A 21,561-nucleotide genomic window follows, 5' to 3' on the forward strand; every position below is an offset into this window, starting at 1 on the left:
CGGCACCCGCGTTCGGGGCTAGCTTGTGTCGTCGAAGGGGGGGCGCAATGGACAACTCGACGACGCAGCTGTGGCGGCCGGCCGGCCCGGCCGAACTGGAGCTGGTCCGTCAGTCCGGCTGGCGCGCGTGGCCGCCGCGGCTGCCGGATCAGCCGATCTTCTACCCGGTGCTGAACGAGGACTACGCGGTGAAGATCGCGCGAGACTGGAACGTCCGGTACGACGGCGCCGGGTATGTGACCCGCTTCCGCGTCGAAACGGCGTTCCTCGCCCGCTACCCGGTGCGGCAGGCGGGCGGCGAGACGATCCTGGAGCTGTGGGTCCCCGCCGAGGAGCTGGAGGAATTCAACGCGCACCTGGTCGGGGAAATCGAGGTCGTGCACGAGTTCCGCTGACCGGCTGGCTCGCGAGCGCCGGTCCCGGTTCTAACCGTGATCGGCGCTCACGAGCCCAGCCGACAACCCGCGAAAACACCGGACCGCCAACTCGACCGGTGCCGACTTCTCCTCCGTCCCGGCCCACAGCTCAAGCGAGATCCGAATGGCATCCGTCGCCGCGGCCGCCACCAGATGCACCGTCACCTCGTCCGTCTCCGGAGCCAGCCGCGCTAACACCGGCCGCAGCCGAGTCTCGGATTCGCCGTTCACCCGATGCCACACCGCCGCCAACGCCGAATCGTCCCCGCTCGCGGCTCGCAGCAGCCCGCGCGTCCAGCTGAATTCCGTAGTGGCGTCGGCGGCGGAGATCGTCTTGTGGATCGCGTCCTCGACTGCCTTCAGCAGCGGCGTTCCTTCGGGTGTCGACGCGAGGTGCTCCCGCCACGAATCGGCGCCTACGACCAGCAGCGGGGCGACCGCGTCCTCTTTGGTGCGGAAGTAGCGGTAGAAGGTGCGCGGCGCGACGCCCGCCGCGGCGGCGATCGCTTCCGCGGTCGTTCCCTGTGCGCCATGCTCGGTGAACAGGCGCGCGGCGGCGCGGGCGATGTCGAGTTGCGTCGCCGCTTTGCGCCGTTCGGTCAGGGTTGGGGTCTTTCCGCTCACCGTCGCCACGCTACCTGATCACTGTCAATCGTGCGGTTGCAGTCAGAGTGGCACAGTCTGCCACCTAGGCGTACCGTGACGGCAGACGAAAGGAGCGGACCATGAACCGTTACGAAGGACGCCGGGTGCTGGTCACCGGAGCGGGCTCGGGCATCGGGCAGGCGACGGTGCTGCGGATGCTGGCCGAGGGCGGGCGCGTCGTCGCCGCGGACGTGAGCGAAGCGGGCCTGGCGGACACCGTCGAGAAGGCCGGCGACGCGGCGGACCGGCTGAGCACCGTGGTCGTGAACGTCGCCGACGAAGCGTCGGTGAAGGCCGGGGTCGCGTCGGCGGTCGAGCAGCTCGGCGGGCTGGACGCGCTCGTCAACGCCGCGGGCATCCTGCGGTCGGCGCACACCCACGAGATGCCGCTGGAGGCGTTCGAGCAGGTGCTGCGCGTCAACCTGGTCGGCACGTTCCTGATGATCCGCGAATCGATCCCGGCGCTGCGCGAGGGCAGCGGCCCGGCGGTGGTGAATTTCAGTTCGACGTCGGCGATGTTCGCGCACCCCTACATGGCGGCGTACGCGGCGAGCAAGGGCGGCATCCAGTCGATGACGCACGCGCTGGCGTCCGAATACGCGAAGGACGGCATCCGCTTCACCGCCGTGCAGCCCGGTTCGATCTCCTCGGGCATGACCGACGGCAGCGGCAAGAGCAAGCAGAGCGTCGGCCCCGGCTTCCCCGAGGACGCCGACTTTACCCTGCTCGGCAAGCTGCTTCCCGCGCTGGGCCAGGGGTTCGCCGGTCCGGAGACGGTCGCGTCGGTCGTCGCGATGCTCGCCAGCGAGGACGCCGCGTTCATCACCGGCACCGAGGTCCGCATCGACGGCGGCACGCACTTCTGATGCGCGATTTGTTCAAGAACTGACCGGCGGCCGGGCCGTAGCGTCGCGGCATGACCAAGCTTTCGACTGCCCGGCGCGGGGTGCGGCGATGATCCTCGTGACCGGCGGCCTCGGCATGATCGGCGCGCACACGGCCCGGGCGCTGGCCGATCTGGGGCAGGACGTCCTCGTCACCGGGCACCGGCGGACCGATGTCCCGTCCTTCCTGGAGGGCCGGGTCGCCGTGGAAACGCTCGACGTCACCGACCGGGAGGCGTTCCTCGCGCTCGGCGACCGGTACGACATCACCGCGATCGTCCACCTGGCCGGCAGCATCCCCGGCGACGACCCGGTCGCGTTCTTCCGGACCGACCTGACCGGCCTGGCCAACGCCCTCGACGCGGCCCGGGCGTGGCAGGTGCGGCGGTTCGCGGTGGCGAGCAGCCTCGGCGTGTACCTCGGGCGCGACGAGCCGAGCTGGCACGAGGACCTGCCGCTGCCGGCCGCGGATCTGCCGCATCTCATCGTGGCGTTCAAGAAAGCCGCCGAACCCCTCACGACGCACAGCCTGCGGGGGAGCGGCGTCGAACCGGTGGTGCTGCGGATCGGGACGGTGTGGGGTCCGCTGGTGGACCCGGAATCGCCGTTCTTCCCGATCCCGTCCTACCTCAACGCCGGGCTGCGTGGCGACCCGCCGCGTCCGCTGGTCGCCGACGAGGGCTTCGACTGCTGCTACGCGCCGGACGCCGGCCGCGCGATCGCGTTGCTGATCACGGCGCCGTCGCTGAAACACGACACGTACAACGTTTCGAGCGGGCAGCCGGTGACGAACCGGGAGTTCGGCGAGGCGCTCGCGGAGATCGCGCCGGGTGTGCCGGATCAGCTGCGGCCCGGCGGCGCGACGGGGCCGTATCTGGATATTTCGCGGCTCAGGGAGGAAACGGGCTTCGCGCCGGAGTTCGACGTGCGGGCGGCGGTGGCGGATTACGCGGAGTGGCGGAAGACGAATCCGCGCTGAGCATCCACCGGCCACAGTGGACGGTCCGGGCGGTGGTGCGAGAATGGCCCGATGGCAGCGGAACAGGGCGTCGAATCCGAGACGGACCGGGTGGTCCGGCAGCTGCGGGACGAGATCCTGGACGGGGCGCGCGCACCGGGAAGCAAGCTCGTCGAACGGGATCTCGCCGCGGACCTCGGGGTGAGCCGCGTCCCGGTGCGGGACGCGCTGAAAACGCTGGTCGCCGAAGGCCTGGTCACGCCGCGTCCCCGGACGTGGGCCGTGGTGCGGGAGTTCACCGCGAGCGACATCGCCGACTTGCAGGAAGTGCGCGCGGCGCTGGAAGTCCTCACGTTCAAGCTCGCGGCGGCCCGCCATTCGCGGGCCGGGCTGGACCGGCTCCGTGCGGCACTGGACGAGGAAACGTCCGCCGCCGCTGCCGGGGACGCGGTGACGGCCCGCCGCGCGGCGGCGGATTTCCACGAGGCCGTCACGGCGATGGCGGGCAATGAGCTGCTCAACGAACTGGAACTGACCTTGCGCAGCCGGATGCGGTGGCTGCTCGGCCAGCACGAGGACCTGGAACGCGTGGCGGGGGAGCATCGGGCGCTGTACGACGCGATCGCGCGGCGGGACGTGGACACCGTGGAAGCGCTGCTGATGGAGCACATGGAGAGCGGGCGGCATCTGCGCGGGCTGGGGCGCGGGGAGGACTGACGGCCGAGTTCCCGGCAAGGAGGCGGGATCGGCCAGGGGCCGGGCACGGCCTGAGTCACGCGCTCGAGACCGCCCGTCCGCCGTCCTTTTCGGACACCCTGCTGAACCGCGGCGGGCGAGAAGCCGGCGCTTGATCATCATCATTTGGTAGGCCGCACGTCGCCCGGCGACGTGCGGCCATTTCGCGCTGTGCCAACGAGCACACAGCACGGCAACAATCCTCGAAGACACTCTTGTGATCTTGCGCGAGCACTTGGTATACCAAACGCCATCGTTTCGCTCTCGACGAGGAGACCCCCGTGCAAGGTGTCGACACGTCCGCCGCCCCGGTCGCGACAGTCCGCTCCGGCCGCACCCTCGTGGGCACGGCCTGGCTGCGGATCCGGCGCAGCCGCATCGCGATGGCGGCGCTGGCCGCGGTGTGCCTGATCGTGCTGTTCGCGATCCTCGCCCCGGTGCTGACGGGCATCGAGGGCTCCGACCCGTTCACCGCGCACACCGGCCCGGACTTCCTCGACGGCTTCACCACGCCCGGCTTGCCGCTGGACTACTACCGCTACCCGTCGAGCGAGCACTGGCTGGGCCTCGAACCAGGCCTCGGCCGGGACATCTTCGCGCGGATGGCTTACGGCGCACGGGTTTCGCTGACCATCGCGCTGCTGGCCACCGTCGTCTCGGTCGTGCTGGGCACCGTCCTCGGCGCGGCTGCGGGCTACTTCGGCGGCAAAACCGACATGGTCATCAGCCGGATCATGGACCTGTTCCTCGCGTTCCCGCACCTGCTGCTGGTGCTGTCGCTGACGCCGATCCTGCAGTCCCGGCTGCGCGGCACCGCGCTCGATTCGGGCAGCCTGATCCCGATCTCGTCGCTGGTGATCATCCTCGGCTTCTTCGGCTGGGCTTACCTCGCCCGCGTCGTGCGCGGCCAGGTGCTTTCGATCCGCGAGCAGGAGTACGTCGAGGCGGCGAAGGCGTTCGGCGCGAGCCGCCGGTCGATCATCCTGAAGCAGATCATCCCGAACGTGCTGGGCGTCGTGCTCGTGTACGCGACCATGCTGATCCCGATCAACATCACCTCCGAAGCCGCGCTGTCGTTCCTCGGCGTCGGCGTGAAAGACCCGACGCCGTCCTGGGGCCAGATGCTCAACGCGGCACAGGCGGGCAACTGGTATCTCTCCGACCCCTGGTTCCTGGCTGTGCCCGCGGGCGCGCTCGCGATCACCGTGCTGGCTTTCAACCTGCTGGGCGACGCCGTCCGGGACGCGCTCGACCCCAAGGCGTCCCGCCGCTGATTTTCCCTTCTGCATAAGGAGTGTTCCGTGAAGAAAAGCACCACCGCGGCGGGAGTCCTGGCGCTCGCCGCCGGACTGACGCTGACCGCGTGCGGCGGCCCGAAACCCGCCGCGGGCGCGGGCAACGGGCAGCAGGACGTGACCAAACGCGCCGCGGTCAAGGTGGCCGAGGGGTCGACGGCGAAGGGCGGCGACGTCCACGTCCTGATGTCGTCGGATTTCCAGACCCTCGACCCGGGCAACAGCAACTACGTCCAGACCGCCAACGTCGGCCAGCTGTACTACCGCACGCTGACCATGGCGAAGGAGACCTCCGGCACACCGCCGACGATCGTGCCCGACCTGGCGACCGACCTCGGCAAGGCGTCGGCGGACGGTCTCACCTGGACCTACACCCTCCGCCAGGGCCTCAAGTACGAGGACGGCACGCCGATCACCGCGCAGGACGTCAAGTACGGCGTCGAGCGCACCTACGCACGCGACGTCTACACCCAGGCCCCGCAGGAACTCGACTCCGCGCTGACCGACGACGGCTACCAAGGCCCGTACAAGGGCGGCGACTTCAAGGCGATCGACACCCCGGACGACCACACAGTCGTCTTCCATCTGAAGCAGCCGTTCGCCGAGTTCCCCGCGCTGGTGTCGCGGTCGAACACCGCGCCGGTGCCGCGGGCGAAGGACACCAAGCTCGACTACACCAACCACCCGGTGTCGAGCGGTCCGTACAAGATCGCGTCCTACGACCGCGGCCGCGGCCTGAAGCTGGTCCGCAACCCGAACTGGGACCCGGCGACCGACCCGAACCGCCCGGCGCTGCCCGACACCTTCACGTTCACGCTGTCGACCGCGCAGGCGACGATCAGCCAGCAGTTGCTTTCCGACGCGGACCCGACGGCGCTCACGCTGGACACCCAGGGCGCGCTGCAGCCGTCGGACATCGCGAAACTGTCCGCCTCGGACATCTCCAAGCGCACCGCCGCCGGTCTGCTCGGCTGCACCGACGTGCTGAACTTCAACACGACGACGATCACCGACCCGGACGTCCGCAAGGCGTTCGCGCTGGCGCTGGACCGCAACGCGATCCTGCTCCAGTACGGCGGCGAGCGGTTCGGCAACATCCCGCAGTCGTATATCAACGACGCGCAGAAAGGATATGTCGAACAGCACACCGCACTGGACCCGAAGGGGCAGTCGAAGCTCGGCGAGGCCAAGAAGCTGTTGCAGGGCAAGAACTATCCCAAGTCGCTGGTGTACGGGTACGCCGAGGCGTCGGCTAAGTACAAGGGGGTCGGCACCGTCCTGCAGCAGAACCTGAAGGCGCTGGGCGTCGACGTGCAGCTGCGCCCGATCCCGACCGCGAACTACTACACCGTCCTCGCCGGCGACCAGATGCCGGACATCGCGCGGTCCGGCTGGTGCGGCGGCGCGGACAGCGCGTCGGTGCGCTTCACGGTCGACCCGAACGTCGGCCCGAGCCTCGACGGCAAGACCTACGGCTTCTCCAACATCCCGCGGTACTACGACGCCAAGCTGTCGGGCGAGCTGTACCGGCTGCGCGGGCAGAACGGGTCCGCCGACGAGCTCGGCCGCAAGTGGGCGACCGCGATGGATCAGATCATGCAGCAGTACCCGCTCGTGCCGCTGGTGCGCAACTACACCTACAGCGTGGTCGGTTCGAAGGTGCGCAACGCGCAGGTCGGCTACTTCTTCGGGTCGATCGATCTGTCGGCCGTCGGCATCGGGCAGTAGCACCCCAGCGAGTACTCCAGCGAGCACTCGAGCGACGAGAGAGGATTCCCCGGCGATGCGGTGTCCACAGTGGACCAGGCGGGTGCGGACGTGATCGGATTCCTGGCGCGGCGCGTGGCCGCGATGATCGTGCTGCTGGTCGTGATCAGCTTCGTCACGTTCGCGCTGTTCCAGATCGGCCCGGCCGACCCGGCCGCCGCCGCGTGCGGGCAGGAGTGCACGCCGGAGCGGATCGACCAGGCGCGGATCGCGCTGGGCATGGACAAGCCGTTCTTCGTGCAGTACCTGGACTACCTGTCCGGCTTCGTGCACAGCCGCACGATCGGCGCGCCCGGCGCGTTGACGGTGTGCGCGTGGCCGTGTCTCGGCAAGTCGTTCCAGACCAACGAAGCGGTGACGGACGTGCTCGCCCGGGCGCTGCCGTACACGGTGTCGATCGCGGTCGGTGCGGTTCTGCTGTGGACGGTCGCCGGGGTGTCGCTGGGTCTTCTCGCGGCGCTGCGCAAGGGGCGGGCGACCGACAAGCTCATTGTCGGCGCCGCCTCGGGCGGGGTGTCGCTGCCGATCCCGGTGACCGGTTTGCTGCTGCTGCTCGTGTTCGTGAGCACGCTGCACCTGCTTCCGTTCACCAGCAACGAGATCTCGTCGCCGTTCGGCCCGGCCGGACCGCTCGGCTGGTTCGGCAACTACCTGCTGCCGTGGGTGGCGCTGGCGCTGCTGTTCAGCGCGCAGTACATCCGGATCACCCGGACCACGATGCTGGAGACCTTCGGCGAGGACTTCATGCGCACGGCGAGGGCGATGGGACTGCCGCGCCGGCGCGTCGTGTTCAAGCACGGCGTGCGGGCGGGCATCACCCCGATCGTCACCATGCTCGGCCTCGACATCGGCAGCCTCCTGGGCGGCGCGGTGCTGACCGAGCAGATCTTCTCCGTGCCGGGCGTCGGGTTCACCGCGGTGCACGCGGCGCAGTCCGGCGATCTGCCGGTGACGATGGCCATCACCATGATGGCCGCGTTCTTCATCATCGTGGCCAACGTGGTCGTCGACCTGTGCTACGCGGTGATCGACCCCCGAGTGAGAGTCTGAGGGCACGTGTCTGCAACCGAAACGCCGCTGCTGGCGGTCCGCGACCTGCGCGTCAGCTTCCCGACCGACGACGGCGTCGTGCACGCGGTCAACGGGATGGACCTGACGCTGGGCAAGGGCGAGACGATCGGGCTGGTCGGGGAGTCCGGGTCCGGCAAAACCGTGACCAGCCAGGCGCTGCTGGGCCTGTTCAAGGGCACGCCCGCGACGGTGACCGGCGAGATCCTGCTCGACGGGACCGATCTGAACACCCTCGCCGAGCCCGCGATGCTGGCCTGTCGGGGCAAGAAGATCTCGATGATCTTCCAGGACCCGCTGTCGGCGATGCATCCGTTCTACCCCGTCGGCTCGCAGATCGCCGAGGTGTACCGGACGCACAACCGCGTGTCGCGCAAGGCGGCCGCCGAGGTGGCCGTCGACATGCTGGGCCGCGTCGGCATCCCCGACCCTCGCCGGCGCGCGGCCGGATACCCGCACGAGTTCTCCGGCGGGATGCGGCAGCGGGCGATGATCGCGATGGCGCTCGTGTGCGAGCCGGAGCTGCTCGTCGCGGACGAACCGACGACGGCGCTGGACGTGACCGTGCAGGCGCAGATCCTCGACCTGATCGGCGAGCTGCAGGCCGAGACGGGCACCGCGGTGATCATGGTGACGCACGATCTCGGCGTGGTGGCGCAGGTATGTCACCGGGTCGCGGTGATGTACGGCGGGATGTGCATGGAGGTCGCGTCCGTCGACGACCTGTTCGCCGCGCCCGGCCACCCCTACACGCAGGGCTTGCTCGCGTCGATGCCGTCGCTGGCCGGGGAAACCGGACGGCTGCGGCCGATCCCGGGCTTCCCGCCCGCGCTGCTCGACCTCCCGCCCGGCTGCCTGTTCGCCGACCGGTGTCCTCAAGCGTCGTCGGTGGCCGACGGCCGGTGCCGGACCGAGGTGCCGTTGCTGTCCGGCTCCGGGCATCTGTCGCGGTGCCATCTCGGGGAGGCGGCGTGACCGAGCTGCTGGAGGTCCGGGACCTCGTGAAGCACTTCCCGGTGCGCGCCGGGCTGTTCCGTTCGACGGGCGCGCTGAAGGCCGTCGACGGGATCAGCTTCTCGATCGGAGTCGGGCAGACGCTCGGCCTGGTCGGCGAATCCGGCTGCGGCAAGTCCACGACCGGCAGGCTGGTGATGCGCCTGCTCGACCCGACCTCCGGGAGCATCCGGCTGGCCGGCGAGGAAATCGGCACCCTGCGCGGCGCCGCGCTGCAGGAATACCGGCGGCGGGTGCAGATCGTCTTCCAAAACCCCGCCTCAGCGCTGAACCCGCGCCAGTCGGTCGGCGCCGCCATCGCCGCGCCGCTGCTCGCACAAGGCATCGCGCCGCCCGGCGGGGCGAAGGCGCGGGTGCGGGATCTGATGGACCGGGTGGGCCTGCGGCCGGACCACTACAACCGGTTCCCGCACGAGTTCTCCGGCGGGCAGAAACAGCGCGTCGGCATCGCGCGGGCGCTCGCGCTGGACCCGCAGCTGATCGTGTGCGACGAGCCGGTGTCCGCTTTGGACGTTTCGGTGCAGGCGCAGGTGATCAACCTGCTGCAGGACATCCAGCAGGAGACCGGGGTGGCGTATCTGTTCATTTCGCACGATCTGTCCGTGGTGCGCCACTTCGCCGACCGCGTCGCGGTGATGTACCTGGGGCACATGGCCGAACAGGGCACGACCGCGGACGTCTTCGCCGCTCCCCGGCATCCCTACACCCGGGCGCTGCTCTCGGCCGTCCCTTCGCCAGGCGCGGACCGCGCTCACCGGATCCGTTTGGCCGGTGATCTGCCGAGCCCTTCGGACCCGCCGAGCGGCTGCGTCTTCCGCACGCGATGCCCGGTTTACGCGGCACTGGGGGAGTCGCGGCAGCGGTTGTGCCGAGACGAGGCGCCCGCTCCCGCTTCGGGCGCGGCCTGCCACCACGTCGAGGCGGCGAACGCAGTGCTGGCTTCCGCCGGATGAGGAACGGTTTCCCCGGCTTTTCCGGCCGGGGAAACCTTTTTCGCTCAGTTCGTATGCGAGATTTCGATGTAGTGCTTTCCGTTCATGGGAATGCACTCGGCGCCGTCGACCGTGGGGTCTGGTGGCAGGGCGCGCAGTGCGTGGACACAGTCGTCCGGGGTTTCGTATGGCCCTTTGTACTCGAGGTGGCTGGCGAACGCGGTGCCGCTCAGCAACAGGGCGCCGCCGGTGGCAGCGAGGCAAACGGCAGCCGTGGCCACGATCTTCCGCATGTGCGATCCCTCCGGTTCCGGCGGTCGCGCTGACCGCCTCACCACGATCGCTACCCTCGCCGAAGCGCGGCGAACCAGCCCTTGCCTGATCGGCTAAAAGGATTTGATCGAACGGGCACCGGGCGCAACCCCTTGCCGGAACGGCAAGTTTCCGTGCCCTCGCCGGGCTGGGCTGGCGAAACTGACCGCATGATCACCGCATCCCAGCTGGTGCCTCGCTCTGTCGCGGCGCTTGCCCTGACCCTCTTGCTCACGATCGGCAGCGTCGCCTGCTCCGCCCCTCCTGCCGAGCCTTACGCCGCCGCCACCCAGAACGATCCCGCGTTCCAGAGCACCTTCCGGCACGAATTCGCCGACGTCGACGGGGTCCGCATGCACTACGTCACCGGCGGCAGCGGCAGCCCTGTCGTCCTGATCCACGGCTGGCCCCAGACCTGGTACGGCTGGTGGCCGGTCATGCCGGAGCTCGCGAAACACCACACCGTGTACGCGATCGACCTTCCCGGCTTGGGCGACAGCACCGGTTCGCCGAGCGGATACGACAAAGCCACCCTGGCGCGGTATGTGCACACGCTGGTTGCTTCGCGGCTCAAGGTGCGGAACGCCGCCGTCGTCGGACACGATTTCGGTGCTGCGGTGGCATTCCAGTACGCGAGCCAGTTTCCTGGCGACACCGCGCGTCTCGGCTATTTCGATCTGCCGCTTCCCGGGCCGGCGATCAATGCTGCCGCTTACCGGACGTTGAGCTGGCATATCGCTTTCCACTCCCAGCGCCGCGTTCCCGAGGCGGTGGTCGGCGACGACGTGCGGGAATACCTCGCGCTGTTCTATCCCCAGGTTTCCTTCGGCGGGACGGCTTTCGGCGGAACTTCGGAGCGATCGCCGTTCTCCGACGCGGAAGTCAGTGAGTACGCCCGGACCTATAGCCGTCCCGCGGTGCTGTCCGGCGGTTTTGAGCTTTATCGGACGCTGGACAAGGATGTCCGCGACACGGCGGCGGCCGCGCCGGTGAAAGTGCCGACGTTGCTGCTGACCGCCCAGGGGCAACTCGACGCCATCCGGGGCACGGTGGCTCCGCGGATGACTGACATCGTCCAGGCGGCGGATGTGCCGCACGCCGGGCATTGGCTGGTGGAGGAGAACCCGCAGTTCGTGGCGGGGGAGCTGGAGCGATTCCTGAACGGCTGACCGGCGGCGGTCGATCGACCGGACGGCCTATGTCTAAAGCAGACACTGGCCACTCCCGGGCCGAACCAGGCCGGGTGGCCGAACCGGACAGATCGCCGTTCGACTCTGCAAGGAGGATTGGCGTGAAAGATTGTCTCGACGGGTGGGCATGGTGCTGGCGGCTCTCGCCCTCGGCTTGTTCGGCCTGACGCCGTCGGCCAGTGCGACCACCGGCGACCTCGGCGGCATGATGCTCGCCGAGTACTGCCAGGCGATGCACTTCGACGGTGCGGTGGACTCCCGCAACGGGCAGTCCAATCCCTGGTTCTGCTACCGGAACAATCCCCGGACCTTGGTTCCGCTCGACCTGTTCGGCGCCTGCCATTGGCAGTTCTTCGACTTGGCCGGCGCCGGGTTCAAGGTCACCTGCCTTGGCCCCGGCGGCCGCTGCTGGGCCCTCAACGCGACCGACTAGTCCTCGCCGAGCGATCTGAGCGCGCTCCCGGGTTACTGCCGGTCCCTCGGCTACCGGGACGTCCACCTGGCGTACCGCAACGTCGCCGGGTGGCGCTGCGTCGGCTACGACAACGTCGTGCATCCGCTCGACCTGCACGCTGCGTGCCGCTGGGCGAACTCGGGCCTGGTGGCGCGGGGATACAGCCTCGTGTCGTACTTCAACCACTACGGCGACACCTTCAAGATCCGGTGCCTGTCCATGAAACACACCTAGCCGGGTGCTGAGCGCGCATTCCCGGGCCGTCGGAAACGGCCCGGGGATGCGCTGTTCACAGTCAGGCTCCGGAGACCGCGACCACGCCGGTCATCGTGCCCAGGTAGGCGTGGTCGCCGGACAACGTGGGAGAGGCGAAATGCGGAAGAGCGCCGACGTCCAGCTGAGCCAGCACTGTCCCGTCAGCCGGTGACAGCGCGTACAGCACGCCATCGTTCCAGTCCACCACCCACACCGCGCCGCCGCCGATGGTCGGCGAGCCGTTCGCTGTCCCGTCGGCATGCCAAGCCACGGTAGGCGTTCCGTCCGCGGCGATGCGGACCGCGCGCGGGCCGTCGTTGCACGGCAGGTACGCGGTGTCGCCCTTGGTCGAGCTGCCGCCGAACGACTGGCAGATCTCCGCCTTGGCCTGCTGCCCGCCGATTCCGCCGAGATTGTCGTGGTGCAGCACGTATCCGGTGCCCCGTTTGCCGACCGCGATGACGTGGTCGCCGAGCAGGGTCGGGCTGGACGAACCGAGATCGAGGTCTTGCGCGTTGTCGTCGGCCCACGTGTCCGGGGCGAACAGATCCACCCGTTGCAGCGTGGGCGACAGGGCCAGCACGGAATCGCTGTCGTCGTAGCCCGTGGTGGACTCGCCGTTGCCGACCGCGTAGAGCAGCCGCTGCCCGTCGACGACACCGCCGCCTGGCGCCCAGATCCCGGCTTCCCTGGTGGTCGGCACGCTGTAACTGAGCGGGTCGGACCCCGCGGTGGTCGCCGACACCACCGAACCGATGTAGTTCGCGCAGTCCCCGGCCAGCCCGCCGTACGCCACGTAAACCCGGTCTCCGAACACGGTCAGCGCCGCTCGCTGCTGGTGCGCCAGCCGGTCGCCTTTAGGCGGTTCCAGCTCCGTGCGCACTTCCACCGCGCCGGTATTGACATTGACCCCGACCAGCACGTGCTGCCCGCCGGTGAGCTCGGCCAGCGCGAAAACCCGTGACGTGGCCTGGTCGTAGGCCATGGTGCCGGTGATGCCGAGCGGGTCGATGTTCCCGCACGGCAGCTCCGCTCTTCTCGCCGGCTCGCCGATGTGCGCCGACCAGCGGACCGCGCCGGTTGCCGGGTCCAGCGCGTAGACGGTGTCGTTCTCCGTGGCAGCCAGGACCTGACCGCCGACCACCAGCGGCTGGCCGTAAACGGCACCGTCCAAAGTGGCCTGCCAGGCCGTGCCGAGGGTGCCCAGCGGAGCGAGGTCGGCCGCTTCGCCGGTGCGCGCGTTGTCGTGGTGATAGGTCGGCCAATCGCCCGAAGCGAGCTGCTGCCGGGAATGACCGTCGGCCGCCGAGGCCGGTGCCGGCGGACCGGCGCCGAGGACGACGACCGCGATCGCGAACACGGTGCGGAGGCAATTCCTGTTCATGAGGTATCACTCCTGGTCGCTGATTAGCGACTCCCCGTATCGCAGTATCCAGCCGCGCTCCGGGTCGCGATACCTCCGAACGGCAGAACACGCGGTCGCAGCCGTCTTGTTCCGGGGCGTGGTTGCCTTGTGTGGCACCGTCTCGCATTCGGTTGTCTTAGCCCCTGCCGATCGCGACGATGTGCCGCGGATTCCGGAAAGCGTCCGCAGCGGGACGGGTTTTCCTGATCCAGCGCCATCGGACGGTTACGATGTCGCGCGCATGATCGGCAAGGACGCGGCCGCTGCGATGCCGCCGACTCAGCCGAGGCCGTCCGGCGGAGCTGAGCCTGGGGTCCAGCCCTGCTGGATGATCCGTCCCAGCTCGTCCAGATGCGGCCGGGCCTCCCGCGCCGCTCCGGCGTCGGCGGTGTCGAAGAGCCGCTCCAGTTCCAGCAGTGCGGCCCGTGCCTTCCGCACCGGCTCGTCCGAACCCGCCCACGGCTCGCTCCACTGGCCGGAGCCCTCGCGGCTCGCCGCGGACCGGAAGATCAGCTCCTCTACCGTATCCGCGGCCAGATCGAGTCGCGCCGACCAAGACTCCAGCAACCCGACGTACCTCTCGTAAACAGCCGGCCGCCACTCGTCGATCATCAAGCGGAGGCCGGTGTGCGTCGCGAACCAGCGGCCTACGACGGCGTCCAGGATCGGGGCGCCGACCCGGTCCGCGGACAGCTTGGCGGTGACGAACCTCAGGTACTTGGTGCCGAAAGCGACTCCCAGGTAGCGCAACGGTTTGTCCGCGAGCGCGCGGAACGCCGCCAGGCCGCCGTGGTCGCGGGCGACGACGGCCGCCTCCGCCAGCCGCTCGGCCGCGGCCGGATTCTCGGTCAGGACGCGGGCGGTGCGCCAAGGGCCGTAGCCGACTCGTCCGTAACCCCAGATCATCGCGGCCAGGAAAGCCCGTTCGGCGCCTTCCGGGGTCGTCGCGTGCGCGGCCTGGCTGGTGACTTCCGCCCGGTCGACGCGTTCGGGCAGGGCGTCGAGGAAGTCCCGCTGGCCGGGGAAATACCTGCGCCAGGCAGCACGGGACCAGCGGATCGGCGGCTGGGCCGCCCCGCCCTGCGCCTGCCATCGCCGGATGGCGTCGGTCAGCGCGGCCGGGACCGGCAGTTCGCCCGAAGCGTCTGTCATACGACCCCCTTGCGTAGATGACCGTGGTACCGCACAGCAATCCATCAGATCACTGGACCTCCGCCGCACGATCCGCGATGGAGCAAGCAGAAGGCTTGGAACAGCGCTGATCCAAGCTTCGGCGCTCGGGTGAAACCCAGACCCTCTCCGCCGATCAGGTCTAGACATCCGATGGATTCCCGACTTACGCTCCCGGCCGTCACCGTTCGGTCACGGATCCGACAGGAGGACCGCCGTGTCGATTCCCGCGAGCCTGGCGCTTGCCGCGGTACTGGCGGCCGGGGGAACGCCTGCTCCCGCCGCGGCGGACACAACCGCCTGCCATGGACCGATCCGTCCGGCGGCGATTCAGGCCGTGCGGTCGTGCGACGGCATGGACCGGATCCTCGCCAAAGCCGCCGCGACCGTGCCGCGGTCTGGGCAGATCGCCTGGCAGCAGCGGCCGGTCACCGCGTTCACGCACTTCGGCATGAACACTTTCACCGACCGGGAATGGGGTTCCGGCGCGGAGAAAGAGTCGACGTTCGCGCCTGCCGCGGTCGACACCGACCAGTGGATGCGGTCGATGAAGGCGGCTGGCGTGACGCAGGTGATGCTGACCGCGAAGCACCACGACGGGTTCGTCCTTTATCCGACGCGCTACACGAACCATTCCGTCGTCGCGAGCCCGTGGTGGGTCACGCCCGGGTGCTCCGACGCCGCGGTGACGAAGGCTCGTGCGGCGGCGCAGGACGGGAGGGCGCAGGATCCGTCCGCGTATTGGCAGGTCCGCGCCGCGGGGTGTGCCAATCCGCGTGGCGACATCCTGCGCGACTACGTCGATTCCGCCCGGAAAGCCGGGCTGAAAGTCGGTGTGTACCTGTCGCCCGCGGACGGCGCTGAGTTGCCCGGGCAGTTCTTCGCGGACCAGGTGAAACGGGTCGAGGCGAAGGTCGCCGCCGGGCAGCCGCTGAGCATCGAGGAACAAGCGACTTACGACGACCGTGCCAGCATCCCCGCCGGTCAAGGGCGGTACGGCACGGGCAGCGCGGCGAAGGCCCGGACGATCCCGTCGCTGGTCCCGAACGACGACCGCGCCGCGGCGCTCGCCGCTGGGAAACTGCCGAAGTTCACCGTCACCGAGGACGATTACAACACCTACTACCTCAACCAGATCTACGAGCTGTTCACCCAGTACGGTCCCATCGACGAACTGTGGCTGGACGGCGCGAATCCCTGGCGCGGCAACGGAATCAGCGAAACCTACGATTTCCCGACCTGGTTCCGGATGATCCACGCGCTCTCGCCGGACACGGTCACGTTCGCCGGTCCGGCGGGCGTCCGCTGGGTCGGCAACGAGCGCGGCCAAGCTCGCGAGACCGAGTGGAGCGCGCTGCCGACCACGGGAGATCCGAACACCGCGCACAATGAGGAGTTGTTCGTCGGCGGCGCGGAGGGTGCCGACCTCGGGTCGCGGCAGGTGCTCGCCGACCCGTCCGTGCGATATCTGGAATGGGCGCCGGCCGAGGCTGACGTATCAATCCGTCCGGGCTGGTTCTACCACCCGGACGAACAACCGAAGACATCCGCGCAGCTCGTCGACCTCTACCGCGCTTCGGTCGGACGCAATGCCTCGCTCCTGCTGAACGTTCCCCCTGGTCCGGACGGCCGGGTCGCTCCGGCGGATGCCGCCGCGCTGGCGTCCTTCGGGCAGGCGATCGCGAGGACGCAGGCCGGGAACCTCGCCGCTGGTGCGCGAGGGCTGGACGCGGTGACGGATTCCTCGCTCACCACGTCGTGGTCGCCGCCGCGGGGTGCGCTCGCCGGGACGATGGACGTCGTGCTGCCGAAGGCGGTCGCCTTCGACCAGATCCGGCTGGGGGAGGACATCACCCGCGGTCAGCACGTCGAAGGTGCGACTGTGCAGGCCGAAGCAGACGGTTCCTGGCGCACGATCGCGACCGTCACCACGGTCGGAGCCAACCGTCTCGTCACCCTCCCGTCGCCGGTCACCGCTCGCCACCTGCGCGTGGTCGTCACGCAGTCGCGAGCGACGCCGTACCTGGCTACCTTCGCGTTGTACCGCACTGTCCCCGCCGCCTGAGAGGAAGTCATGACTCTACGCCGCAGAGTTTGGCTCGCCGCTGTCGTCGCGACGAGTGCTCTGACCATCGTCCAACCGGCTGCTGCCGAGCCGGGTCCGGTACCGGTGGTTTCCCCGACGCCGCAACAGATCAACCGCGATTCCGCCGATGTGCCGCTGCCGTCCTCGGTGGTGCTGGTCACGAACGGCACCACGGACGGCGCGGCCAAGGATCTCCTGATTTCCCTGCTGAAACAGCATGGAGTCAAGAAGATCAGCGCGGGTCCGCAGCGCGGGCTGGTCATCCGGCTCATCAACAGCAGTGACGCGCCGGCGCAGGCGGAGGGCTACTCGCTCGCTGTGCGGCGTGAGGGCGTGACAATCAGCGGTCGCGACGGTGCCGGCCAATACTATGGCGTGCAGACCTTGCGGCAGCTGTTTGTCCGAAAGGGACAGAGCTGGGCATTGAGCGGTGCCGCGGTACGAGACTGGCCGAACATGGCGCTGCGCGGGTCGATCGAAGGCTTCTACGGCCCACCGTGGACGAACGACGACCGGGTGCGGCAGATCAAGTTCCTCGGCGAGACCAAAGCGAACACCTACGTTTACAGCGCGAAAGACGACGCGTATCTGCGTGCACAGTGGCGGGATCCGTATCCGCAGCGGGAGTTGGACGCGCTCGGCCAGCTTGTGCGCACAGCGAACGCGAACCACGTCGACTTCACCTACGCGCTGTCGCCCGGTGTCTCGATCTGTTTCTCGTCGCCTCAGGATATCGCTGCGGTAAAAGCGAAATTCCAAGCGGTGTACGACCTCGGCGTGCGCTCGTTCTCGTTGCCGTTCGACGACATCTCGTACACCAAGTGGAATTGCGCTGGCGACCAGGCGGCGTTCGGCGCGCCCGGTCAAGCCGCCGCGGGCAAGGCGCAGGTCTCGTTGCTGAACGAGATCACCAAGAACTTCGTGAAGACGCACGACGGCGTCCGTCCATTGCAGACGGTTCCGACGGAGTACAGCGACCTCAAGGATTCGCCGTACAAGACGCAGTTGCGAGAGAACCTTGACCCGTCCGTAGTCGTACAGTGGACCGGAACCGCGGTGGTGCCGCCGAGCGTGACGAACGACGAAGCGCAGCAGGTGTCCACTGTGTACGGACGAAAAGTGTTCCTCTGGGACAACTACCCGGTCAACGATTACGAGCAGTCCGCCGGACGGCTGCTGCTCGCCCCGTACGCGCAGCGCGAAGCGGGGCTGTCCAAATATCTCAACGGGATCGTCTCGAATCCGATGAACCAGGAAGCGGCCAGCGAGGTCGCCGAGTTCGGCGTCGCCGACTTCTCCTGGAACGACGCGGGCTACTCGCCGGAGCGCTCGTGGCCGCAAGCGCTGGCCCGGCTCGCGGGCGGCGACCAACGCGCGACCGCGGCGCTGAAGGTGTTCGCAGACCTCGAACACCTGGCGCCCGTCTTCGGGCCCACGCCGTGGCAGCCCCAAGCGCCGGTTCTCGCGGCCCGGGTCGCCGATTTCTGGCAGCACTGGAACGCTGGTGACCACCGTGCCCTGGACAAACTGCGCTCGTACGCCGAACAGATCCGCAACGCTCCGACCGTCATCCGGGGCGGGCAGGTGCAGAACGCGTTCGTCAGCGAGGCAGGCCCGTGGCTGGACGCGACCGCGCTGTGGGGCGACGCGATGGTGACCCGGTTGGACGCATTGGCCGCAGCCGCCCGTGACGACGACGCCACGGCACAGCGCCTGACCGCGGCCGCGGACGCGCTGGTCAAACGGGCGGAAGCGGTGAAGACGGGCAACAGCAACCGGTGGGGCGTGCGGCAGGCGCTCGTCGGCGACGGCGTGCTCGACGCGTTCCTCGTCCAGGTCCGCGCGGCGACGGTCGGATGAGCGGGGGAGGGATGGACGTGAGCAGGAGGAGTTTCCTCGGCGGCGCGGCCGCGATCGCCGCGAGCACGGTGTTCGCCGGACCGGCGGGCGCGGCGGGCCGGCGCGGGCTGAGTGTGTCCGGCGACCAGTTCTTGCTGGACGGCAAGCCGTTCCAGATCGTTTCCGGCGCGATCCACTATTTCCGGCTGCGTCCGGACCAGTGGCGTGACCGTCTGTCGCGGCTCAAAGCGCTGGGACTCAACACCGTCGAAACCTATGTAGCCTGGAATTTCCACCAGCCGAAGCCCGGCCGGGCCGATTTCCGCGGCGATCGCGATCTCGCCGCGTTCATCCGGTTGGCCGGAGACCTCGGTTTCCAGGTCATCGTCCGCCCGAGTCCGTACATCTGCGCGGAATGGGAATTCGGCGGCCTGCCCGCGTGGCTGCTCGCGGACCGGAACATGGAACTGCGCTGCGCCGATCCGGCTTACCTCAAGGCCGTCGACGCGTGGTACGACCAGCTGATCCCGCAGCTGGCGCCCCTGGAGGCACAACACGGCGGCCCGATCGTGGCCGTGCAGATCGAAAACGAATACGGCAGCTACGGCAACGACACGAGCTATCTCGCGCACTTGCGGGACAGTCTGCGTGCACGCGGAATAACCAGCCTCCTCTTCGTCGCCGACGGTGCTTCCGAATTCTTCATGCGCTTCGGAGAGTTGCCGGGAACCTTGGAAGTCGGCACCGGCGACGGCGACCCGGCGCCGAGCATCGCCGCGCTGAAAGCCTTCCGCCCCGGAGCGCCGGTCATGATGGCCGAATACTGGGACGGCTGGTTCGACCATTGGGGCGAGCCGCACCACACCACCGATCCCCGGCAAACGGCCGCCCACATCGATCAACTGCTCGCGACGGGAGCGTCTGTCAATCTGTACATGGCCTGCGGCGGCACCAACTACGGCTTCACTGCCGGAGCCAACACCTCTGGGCTGACCTATCAGCCCACTGTGACCAGCTATGACTACGATTCCCCGGTCGGCGAGGCAGGCGACGTCGGCGCGAAGTTCACCGCGCTGCAGTCGGTGATCGCCAAGTACACCAAGCAACCAGTCGTCCCGGCGCCCGCTCGCTCGCCGCGCCTGCCCGCCCAATCGGTCACTCCGGACGGCTCGGTGTCCCTGATGGACTCTCTGCCCGCACTGTCCACAGTGGTCCGTTCGGCGCAACCGGTCTCGATGGAACGACTAGGCCAGTCAACCGGACTGATCCACTACCGCACGACCGTGCAGGGCCCGCATTCCGGCCCGCTCAGCATCCACGGCCTGGCGGACCGGGCATTGGTGTTCGCCGACGGGGTGCAGCTGGGAATTCTGGACCGCGGCCGTCCGGGCGCGACGCTCGAGCTGAAACTGGAGAAACCGCGGACCCGCCTGGACATCCTGGTCGACACCATGGGCCGGGTGAACTACGGCCCGTACCTGGCCGATCGCAAGGGCATCGACGGCTGGGTCGCGATGAACACCCAGCAAAAACTGTTCGGCTGGGAGATCCGCCCGCTGCCCCTGGACGACCTGTCCCGCCTGCGGTTCTCTGCCGCCCCGCCGGGCGTTGGCCCGGCCTTCCACCGCGCGATCGCAACGGTCGGCGAACCGGCGGACGGTTTCCTCGCCCTGCCCGGCTGGGAGAAAGGCGTGGTGTGGCTGAACGGCTTCAACCTGGGCCGGTACTGGAAGATCGGGCCGCAGAAGACGCTGTACGCGCCGAAGTCGTTGTGGCGGAAGGGGAAGAACGAACTGGTGGTGTTGGAAATGCACCAACCGGGGCCGGCGATCGAGATCCGTCCGGAGGCAGACCTGGGCTGAGGGCGAGAAAGGCTTCTTCGCAGTGCCGCCTGCGCTGAAGGTTCCGGGCCGGGCAGATCCTCGCCGCTCGCGGGGATTCTGGATAGTCTGGTGCGGGACTGACAGGGGAGGTCAGGGTGGAGGGGTTCACGACGCCGGACAAGCCGGTGGACATCGCGCAGGTGTTCCCGGAGCTGGCGGGGCTGGAGCGGACCACGGTGCGGCTGCATCCGCGGCAGGACGCGGTGACAGTGCGGGATTCGTCGCTGGGCGGGCCGTTGCTGTGGCCCGCCGAGGAGGCGTGGCCGGTGTGCACGGTCGACCATCCCGACGAGCGGCCGTTGACGAGTCCGGAAGGGAAGCGGCTGCAGCGGCGGCGGGAAGAAATCCTCGAGGAGAAGCGGAACTACGAATACACCGGGCCGCACCCGCTCGACGGCGAGTACGCCGAGCTGGAAACCAGCATCCGCGAGCTGCGCCGCGTGGAGTTCGCCGACGATCCGGCCGCCTCGCTGCCGATGGCGCCGATCGCGCAGTTCTACGCGCGGGACATCCCGGAGCTGCCGTTCCCGGACGGGACCGACGTGTGCCAGGTGCTGTGGTGCCCGACCGACCACGAGCCGCACTACGGGCCGCGGCCGCTGGTGCGGTGGCGGAACTCCGCGGACGTGACCGAGATCCGCGCGGCGACGGAGCCGGACCGCGAGTTCAGCGACGAGGAAAGCCTGCCGTCGCCGTGCCGCATCTGGCCCGAGCGGGTGACGGAGTACCCGCACGCGGACGATCTGCCCTCCGCCGAGCTGCGGGCCCGGATCGCGGAGTGGGAGAAGGGCACGGAGTGGACGTATTACGAGCATCTGTCGGCCGCGCCGGGTTCGAAGGTCGGCGGCTGGATCAGCTGGGTGCAGTACCCGCACTGGCCGGAATGCGGGCGCGGGCATCGCATGGACCACCTGCTGACCGTCTCCTCCACCGAGAGCGGGGGCTGGCAGAGCTGGATGCCGCTCGAGGAGCAGGCGACGACGACCTTCGTGAAACAAGTTTGGTACCAACTGGTCGACGGGGGCTCCTCAGGCACCACGATCGGTCTCGACGAGGAGTTCGACGCCACTGAGATGACCTACTGGGGTGCGGTGGCTCCGGAAACGGTGCGGGAGCGCGTCGTTCCCGAAGACCGCAGCGGGTCCGGCCGATTGGACCTGATGCTGGGCGACGTCGGGGACGTGTACGTCTTCGTGTGCGCGGTCTGCCCGGACCGGCCGGTCGGCGTCGAATTCCAGTGCTGCTGACCGGGG

The 21,561-nt window shown here is 68.9% G+C and carries 20 protein-coding genes; 16 read left to right on the forward strand and 4 right to left on the reverse strand.

Going from position 1 to position 21,561, the window contains the following annotated elements; genetic code table 11:
- Nucleotides 1-47 precede the first annotated feature (47 nt).
- The gene (locus tag H4281_RS34255; RefSeq protein WP_182895011.1) at nt 48-395 is read left to right on the forward strand and encodes a hypothetical protein; all 348 of its coding nucleotides are present in this window, start codon (nt 48-50) and stop codon (nt 393-395) included.
- A gap of 30 nt (nt 396-425) precedes the next feature.
- Here H4281_RS34255 and H4281_RS34260 read toward each other — a convergent pair whose 3' ends face one another.
- Nucleotides 426-1,040: a TetR/AcrR family transcriptional regulator gene (locus tag H4281_RS34260; RefSeq protein WP_182895012.1), complete on the reverse strand. Its 615-nt coding sequence runs from the start codon at nt 1,038-1,040 to the stop codon at nt 426-428.
- Nucleotides 1,041-1,141: 101 nt separating this feature from the next.
- Between H4281_RS34260 and H4281_RS34265 the strand changes: the two genes are divergently transcribed.
- The 8 genes from H4281_RS34265 (at nt 1,142) to H4281_RS34300 (ending at nt 9,735) form a co-directional block, all read left to right on the forward strand.
- The gene (locus H4281_RS34265) at nt 1,142-1,927 is read left to right on the forward strand and encodes an SDR family NAD(P)-dependent oxidoreductase (protein ID WP_182895013.1); all 786 of its coding nucleotides are present in this window, start codon (nt 1,142-1,144) and stop codon (nt 1,925-1,927) included.
- An 88-nt stretch (nt 1,928-2,015) separates the two neighbouring features.
- The gene (locus H4281_RS34270) at nt 2,016-2,924 is read left to right on the forward strand and encodes an NAD-dependent epimerase/dehydratase family protein (RefSeq protein WP_182895014.1); all 909 of its coding nucleotides are present in this window, start codon (nt 2,016-2,018) and stop codon (nt 2,922-2,924) included.
- Nucleotides 2,925-2,975: 51 nt separating this feature from the next.
- A complete protein-coding gene (locus H4281_RS34275; RefSeq protein ID WP_182895015.1) occupies nt 2,976-3,620 on the forward strand; it encodes a GntR family transcriptional regulator in 645 nt (214 codons plus the stop codon).
- Between the two features lie 299 nt (nt 3,621-3,919).
- Entirely contained in the window at nt 3,920-4,912 is a 993-nt protein-coding gene (locus H4281_RS34280; protein ID WP_182895016.1) for an ABC transporter permease, read from the forward strand.
- A gap of 27 nt (nt 4,913-4,939) precedes the next feature.
- Nucleotides 4,940-6,661, forward strand: a complete 1,722-nt coding sequence (locus H4281_RS34285; protein ID WP_182895017.1) for an ABC transporter substrate-binding protein — start codon at nt 4,940-4,942, stop codon at nt 6,659-6,661.
- 60 nt (nt 6,662-6,721) lie between these two features.
- The gene (locus H4281_RS34290) at nt 6,722-7,750 is read left to right on the forward strand and encodes an ABC transporter permease (RefSeq protein ID WP_237599267.1); all 1,029 of its coding nucleotides are present in this window, start codon (nt 6,722-6,724) and stop codon (nt 7,748-7,750) included.
- Between the two features lie 6 nt (nt 7,751-7,756).
- Nucleotides 7,757-8,743 (forward strand): ABC transporter ATP-binding protein, encoded by a 987-nt coding sequence (locus H4281_RS34295; RefSeq protein ID WP_182895018.1) that lies wholly within the window; start codon nt 7,757-7,759, stop codon nt 8,741-8,743.
- Nucleotides 8,740-9,735, forward strand: a complete 996-nt coding sequence (locus H4281_RS34300) for an ABC transporter ATP-binding protein (protein ID WP_182895019.1) — start codon at nt 8,740-8,742, stop codon at nt 9,733-9,735. Before H4281_RS34295 ends, H4281_RS34300 begins: the two co-directional genes overlap by 4 nt.
- Nucleotides 9,736-9,779: 44 nt before the next feature.
- Here the strand turns inward: H4281_RS34300 and H4281_RS34305 are convergent, their stop codons facing one another.
- Nucleotides 9,780-10,007 (reverse strand): hypothetical protein, encoded by a 228-nt coding sequence (locus tag H4281_RS34305; RefSeq protein WP_182895020.1) that lies wholly within the window; start codon nt 10,005-10,007, stop codon nt 9,780-9,782.
- Between the two features lie 189 nt (nt 10,008-10,196).
- On the opposite strand from H4281_RS34305, the gene H4281_RS34310 reads away from it, so the two are divergent.
- The 3 genes from H4281_RS34310 to H4281_RS34320 all read left to right on the forward strand — a co-directional run bounded on the left by H4281_RS34310 (nt 10,197) and on the right by H4281_RS34320 (nt 11,904).
- On the forward strand, nt 10,197-11,195 hold the full coding sequence (locus tag H4281_RS34310) for an alpha/beta fold hydrolase (RefSeq protein WP_182895021.1): 999 nt from the start codon (nt 10,197-10,199) through the stop codon (nt 11,193-11,195).
- Nucleotides 11,196-11,337: 142 nt separating this feature from the next.
- On the forward strand, nt 11,338-11,649 hold the full coding sequence (locus tag H4281_RS34315) for a hypothetical protein (protein ID WP_182895022.1): 312 nt from the start codon (nt 11,338-11,340) through the stop codon (nt 11,647-11,649).
- Between the two features lie 117 nt (nt 11,650-11,766).
- On the forward strand, nt 11,767-11,904 hold the full coding sequence (locus tag H4281_RS34320) for a hypothetical protein (protein WP_182895023.1): 138 nt from the start codon (nt 11,767-11,769) through the stop codon (nt 11,902-11,904).
- Between the two features lie 61 nt (nt 11,905-11,965).
- Here H4281_RS34320 and H4281_RS34325 read toward each other — a convergent pair whose 3' ends face one another.
- Nucleotides 11,966-13,309 (reverse strand): outer membrane protein assembly factor BamB family protein, encoded by a 1,344-nt coding sequence (locus H4281_RS34325; protein ID WP_182895024.1) that lies wholly within the window; start codon nt 13,307-13,309, stop codon nt 11,966-11,968.
- 300 nt (nt 13,310-13,609) lie between these two features.
- The gene (locus H4281_RS34330; protein ID WP_182895025.1) at nt 13,610-14,482 is read right to left on the reverse strand and encodes an 8-oxoguanine DNA glycosylase OGG fold protein; all 873 of its coding nucleotides are present in this window, start codon (nt 14,480-14,482) and stop codon (nt 13,610-13,612) included.
- Nucleotides 14,483-14,717: 235 nt separating this feature from the next.
- Between H4281_RS34330 and H4281_RS34335 the strand changes: the two genes are divergently transcribed.
- From H4281_RS34335 to H4281_RS34350, 4 genes are all read left to right on the forward strand, one after another.
- A complete protein-coding gene (locus H4281_RS34335) occupies nt 14,718-16,565 on the forward strand; it encodes an alpha-L-fucosidase (protein ID WP_220508269.1) in 1,848 nt (615 codons plus the stop codon).
- 9 nt (nt 16,566-16,574) lie between these two features.
- On the forward strand, nt 16,575-18,446 hold the full coding sequence (locus H4281_RS34340; RefSeq protein WP_182895026.1) for a glycoside hydrolase family 84 protein: 1,872 nt from the start codon (nt 16,575-16,577) through the stop codon (nt 18,444-18,446).
- A gap of 11 nt (nt 18,447-18,457) precedes the next feature.
- Nucleotides 18,458-20,287, forward strand: coding sequence for a beta-galactosidase (locus tag H4281_RS34345; RefSeq protein WP_182895027.1), 1,830 nt, complete (start codon nt 18,458-18,460; stop codon nt 20,285-20,287).
- Nucleotides 20,288-20,403: 116 nt separating this feature from the next.
- Nucleotides 20,404-21,555, forward strand: coding sequence for a hypothetical protein (locus H4281_RS34350; RefSeq protein WP_182895028.1), 1,152 nt, complete (start codon nt 20,404-20,406; stop codon nt 21,553-21,555).
- Nucleotides 21,556-21,561: the final 6 nt, after the last annotated feature.

Origin of the sequence: Amycolatopsis dendrobii (assembly GCF_014145675.1) — a bacterium.
Lineage (GTDB): Bacteria > Actinomycetota > Actinomycetes > Mycobacteriales > Pseudonocardiaceae > Amycolatopsis > Amycolatopsis dendrobii.

Bases quoted from the DNA above. Each gene is read 5' to 3' on its own strand.
- H4281_RS34265 (WP_182895013.1), top strand. From the start codon at position 1,142: ATGAACCGTTACGAAGGACGCCGGGTGCTGGTCACCGGAGCGGGCTCG.
- H4281_RS34345 (WP_182895027.1), top strand. From the start codon at position 18,458: ATGGACGTGAGCAGGAGGAGTTTCCTCGGCGGCGCGGCCGCGATCGCC.
- H4281_RS34270 (WP_182895014.1), top strand. From the start codon at position 2,016: ATGATCCTCGTGACCGGCGGCCTCGGCATGATCGGCGCGCACACGGCC.
- H4281_RS34340 (WP_182895026.1), top strand. From the start codon at position 16,575: ATGACTCTACGCCGCAGAGTTTGGCTCGCCGCTGTCGTCGCGACGAGT.
- H4281_RS34310 (WP_182895021.1), top strand. From the start codon at position 10,197: ATGATCACCGCATCCCAGCTGGTGCCTCGCTCTGTCGCGGCGCTTGCC.
- H4281_RS34325 (WP_182895024.1), bottom strand. From the start codon at position 13,309: ATGAACAGGAATTGCCTCCGCACCGTGTTCGCGATCGCGGTCGTCGTC.
- H4281_RS34255 (WP_182895011.1), top strand. From the start codon at position 48: ATGGACAACTCGACGACGCAGCTGTGGCGGCCGGCCGGCCCGGCCGAA.
- H4281_RS34330 (WP_182895025.1), bottom strand. From the start codon at position 14,482: ATGACAGACGCTTCGGGCGAACTGCCGGTCCCGGCCGCGCTGACCGAC.
- H4281_RS34305 (WP_182895020.1), bottom strand. From the start codon at position 10,007: ATGCGGAAGATCGTGGCCACGGCTGCCGTTTGCCTCGCTGCCACCGGC.
- H4281_RS34275 (WP_182895015.1), top strand. From the start codon at position 2,976: ATGGCAGCGGAACAGGGCGTCGAATCCGAGACGGACCGGGTGGTCCGG.